This is a genomic window from Mesorhizobium sp. M2A.F.Ca.ET.067.02.1.1 (assembly GCF_004023285.1).
In the GTDB taxonomy this organism is placed as follows: Bacteria; Pseudomonadota; Alphaproteobacteria; order Rhizobiales; family Rhizobiaceae; genus Mesorhizobium.
Window position 1 is genome coordinate 1 of the sequence record NZ_RZSB01000510.1, and the last position, 4,380, is coordinate 4,380.

Below are 4,380 nucleotides of genomic sequence, written 5' to 3' on the forward strand. Positions count from 1 at the left end.
GCCATGCTTCGAGCCATTTCGCCCGCCACGCTTTTCCTGCTTGCCAGCGGCCTTGCCGCGCATGCCGGTGGCGATGCAGCGCTGGGCAAGAAGGTCTTCAACCGCTGCATGGCCTGCCATGAGGCGGCAAGCGACCGCGACAAGGTCGGCCCGCATCTGCTGGGCGTCGTCGGCCGCAAGGCCGGCTCGGCGGAGAGCTTTGCCGGCCATTATTCGCAAGCCATGAAGGATGCCGGCGCCGCCGGCCTGGTCTGGGACGAAGCCAACCTCGCCGAATATCTCAAGGCGCCCAGGCAGAAGGTTCCCGGCAACAGAATGGCCTTTGCCGGCCTGACCAGCGACGACGACATCGCCAACGTGATCGCCTATCTCAAGGCCGACCCAAAACCCTGATCGGAATTGGAAAGAAACTGGTCTTACCGCCGGCGCACGAGATTTGCCGGCGCTGTGTCATCGCCTTGGCCGTCCGTAAAAACAATAGCTTAAGGCATAAAAGCTGAAGCTGTTAGACGGCGTCGCTCATTACTGGCCGCCATGCACATGCTTGCCTTGTCTTTCAAGGACCTGACCAGTTCTTTTGTTTTGACGTCTCGCCTTGTCTTCCTTCTTTCAATCCCTTGAAGCCCCACATATATTCGCCGCCACGACATGGAAACGGATGCCGAAGCGGGAGGCCCCAATGGCGACATTGCAGAATTTCGATGCCGAAATTGCCAAGACCAAGCAGGTCGTGCAGGACATGCGCACCAAGATCGAGCAGTCCGGGACGGTGCTCGACACGCTTGCCCAGGCCGACAAGAAGATCGGCGACGCCAATTTCGACATCGAGAACGCCCGCATCGAGGACGTGCTCAAGCAGCAGAAGGTCATGGAAGGCAATATCGCCGACCTGATCATCGGGCTCGAGGACGCCACCAACGTTTTCGGCGCCGAGTTCGAGAGCATGAAGAGCTACACCGGCTGGGAAAACTTCGTCGGTGTCTTCTCTGAGCAGCGCAAGCAGCGCATGCGCACCGACCGCGTCCGCAACATGTCGCTGGCCGGCAATTTGCAGGAGCTTTTGGCGAAGTCGGATACCATCGTCGGCATCCTGAAGGCGCAGAAACAGATCCTCGACCAGCGCTACAAGACTTCCGAGACCAGCCTGTCCCAGGTGATCGAGCGCCGCAAAACGACCATGTCCAACCTCGAGGCCGTGCAGAAGCGCATCGAGGAATTGAACCCCCTGCTGCTCGACATCGAGAACAAGATCGCCGCCTCGACGACCCAGAAGGAGCGGACCGAGCTCGAGGGCGAGCGCTCCAAAATGGCGACCGAGTACAACGAAAAACAGGCCAAGGAGCAGGAGCTGCTCGCCGAAAGCCAGACGCTGGAGCGCTATACCTCGATGTTCCAGACCTTCGTCGATTCGCTCAACAACCAGATCGCCGCGCAGTCGACGCTGATCAACAAGCTGACCATCGACACCGAACAGCGCATCGTGCTGTACAAGGCGCTGGAAGATTCCCTGAAGACCGCCGCCCAGCAGGACGTCGCCCACAAGATCAACACGCTGGGCAGCCAGGTCGACAACACGGCGGAGGAGACGATGGCCGGCATCGGCGCCGCCTCGCAGAAGCATATCGGCGACCTGCTCGAGATGCATGAGAAGAACATGGTGGCTTCAGCCGACATCCAGCGCCGCAAGAAGCTTGCCGACGACGCCTTCGCGCGCCGCTTCGACGAGGTGATGAAAAAGCACAATTCCGCCAACTACGTGCAGTCCTAAGCAGGTTCCGCAAAAGTGTCCCACGGTTTTGCGGTCAGAACCTGCGAAAAACAAAGGAATCCAAGCAGATATTCGTGGGGCACCCCACGAATATCTGCTTGGGCGGCGCCGCTGATCTCATCTCCACGGCAGTCTCATGACACCTGAGAACGACGCGGCGGCCCGCTATTTCTCCGCCATCACGGCGGCGCTGGGCGGACTGGAAGTGTTCATGCGCGACGACCGCTCGCCGCTTTACCGGCACGGGATCGTCGCCAGGATCGTCGCGGAATATATCGCGCGGCTGGACAAATCCTTTGCCTGCTGGCGCAACCGGCTGGGCTTCATGGACACCTTCCGCATATCGCGCGCCGACAGCGGCTATCCCGTGTTCCAGAACCTGCTCGAGCTGGAAAACGACCGCCAGCAGGCCGATGCCCGCCTGGCCAACATCCCGCAGGCCGGCGAGCTGCGCGAGGAGATGGCCGACTTCATACTACGCCACAAGGAATTTCCCGAGGCGCTGCAGAAGTCGATGGCCGAGCGGCTCTATCTGGAGGACGTCAAGAGCGAGGCGACCTTCGGCCCCTTCACGCTTGCGCAGACGGCCAAGGTCTCGGTCAACCCGAAGACCATGCGGCCTTATTATCTCGTCCACTGGGCGACGTTCGACGGCAGCGCCAACCTGCCGCTGATCTACATGGTAACGGTGGAGGATTCCTCCGAAAGCATGGTGCGCCAGCTTGTCGACGACAGCACCGGCAAGCTGAACGAGAAGGTCGAGATCCCGCTGCCTGTCGACGGCCTGCTCAACCCCGAGCTTGCGCACCGCTTCGACGATTTCACCGAAAAGAACTCGGCCTACACGCTCTCGCCCGCGACGATCGCCGTCAATCTCGACAAGGATTTCGAGCCGTTGCACCCCAAGCAACTGCGGCGCGTGGTGCTCGGGCCCTTCTACTCGGCCGGCATTACCGATAACAATTCGACCGTCGCCGAGGTGCTCTCCAAAGTGCGCAAGCCCGAGAATGCCTGGCTGCTCACCTGGACAATCCAGGAGGTCTTTTCCAAGAGCGAGAAGCCCGGCCGCAGGGGTCTTTTCTCCAGCGAGAAGACGACGCAGGAATTCTTCATCAACACCGACGATCTCGAAGCCGCGCGCCAGGGCGTCTCGAGCTACGAGAACCACGCGCTGATCCCGCACGAGGCCTACCAGGCGCTCTATGCCGCGGGTGAAGCGCAGAAGATCTTTTCCGGCTACAAGGTCCACATCCTGTCCAACGGACAGGTCATCAGCGATGTATGATCGTCAAACCGCGGAGCATCCTTCATGGACACCGGCCTGACCACGATCTCGGAAGCCGCAATCGAGAATCACCGCACTGTCGCGCAGAGTTTCATCACCCGCATCGTGGTGCTGGAGGACCCGTCGCGCGAATCCGGCACCGCGCTTGCCGGCACCAACCGCCGCTTCGTCTCGACCGTGTCGGTCGGCTCGGTGCGCCGCACGCGCGAGGTCGAGCTCACCAAGACGGTCGCAGCGATCCATCCCGACGACCAGTTGATGAGCATCCCGCAGCACACGCTGCTCTACCGCGCCCGCCGTGGCCTCGCTATCGCGCTCGCCATTTCGGATGTCTTCGCCGAAGGCTCGGACCTGGAAAGCCTGCAGGCCAAGAATGCCCGTGCGCCGCTGGAGGGCGACGAGGCGTCGACCTTCAAGAAGCTTCTCTCGGCTTCGGCTTACGTCTCCGCTTTCAGCTTTGCCTCCTATCTGTTCCAGCTGATCGACAGCGACGGCGAGGCGCCGAACGATATCGCCGAGCCCGACTTCCTGTTCGACACGCCGCAGGACGCGGTGAAATCGATCGTGGCCGGCCTCGACAAGGCGATCGCCGGCTCGAAGGACGATGCGGACCTGATGACGCGTGCTCGCGCCTTCGCCCGGGTCGCCATCGACGGGCTCTTGGCGCGCAAAGGCCGTTTCGACGGCATCGGCCCGTTCGAGAACGCGCATATTCGCATCGACGTCGACGATTTCACCCTCGACGGCTTCGACGTCGCGCCCGGCAAGCGCTCCAAGCCGCTGGTGATGACCTTCAAGAAGCCGGAAGAGGTTGTCGGCAACCACATCGCCAAACTCCAGTCGGTCAGGCTGGCCAAGATGCTGATGGCCTATGATTTCGAGCGCGAGCTGAACCCGTTCGTCGAGCTTGGCGGCTTCCTGTTCACCTTCATCGGCGACGGCGCGCCGGGCACCGGCAAGACGACGCTGATCCAGATGATCGCCGGGCTCGTCAACGGCTATTGCCAGGTGGCCGGCTATCCCTTCGCCTATGAGAATTTCGGCGTCGACCAGATCTCGTCCTACCAGGGCAAGTCGGGTCAGAACTGCCGGCAATTCATCAACAACGTGCTCAATCCGCGCGTCATCGGCTTCGGCACCATCGACGATATCGACCAGGTGGCCGCGCGCCGCTCCGACGACCGCGCATCGGCCGGCCAGCAGGAGATCACCGGCGTGCTGATGGACGCCTTCGCCGGCGCCTCGACGGTGGTGCGCGGCAACTGCTCCTTCGGCATGTTCTCCAACTATCCCGAAAATGTCGACGACGCGCTGCGCCAGCGCGCCG

The 4,380-nt window shown here is 61.8% G+C and carries 4 protein-coding genes; all 4 read left to right on the plus strand.

All coding sequences use genetic code 11. The features are described from left to right. Positions 1–3: 3 nt before the first annotated feature. Positions 4–393, plus strand: a complete 390-nt coding sequence (locus tag EOA28_RS26295) for a cytochrome c family protein (protein WP_126081618.1) — start codon at positions 4–6, stop codon at positions 391–393. A gap of 286 nt (positions 394–679) precedes the next feature. After that, positions 680–1,768, plus strand: a complete 1,089-nt coding sequence (locus tag EOA28_RS26300; RefSeq protein WP_127250746.1) for a hypothetical protein — start codon at positions 680–682, stop codon at positions 1,766–1,768. Between the two features lie 136 nt (positions 1,769–1,904). Beyond that, positions 1,905–3,053 carry a hypothetical protein gene (locus EOA28_RS26305; protein ID WP_127250745.1) on the plus strand — a complete coding sequence of 383 codons (1,149 nt, stop codon included), beginning with the start codon at positions 1,905–1,907 and terminating at the stop codon, positions 3,051–3,053. A 24-nt stretch (positions 3,054–3,077) separates the two neighbouring features. Continuing rightward, positions 3,078–4,380 (plus strand): ATP-binding protein (locus tag EOA28_RS26310; protein ID WP_148670860.1); only part of this gene is annotated, 1,303 nt, incomplete at its 3' end.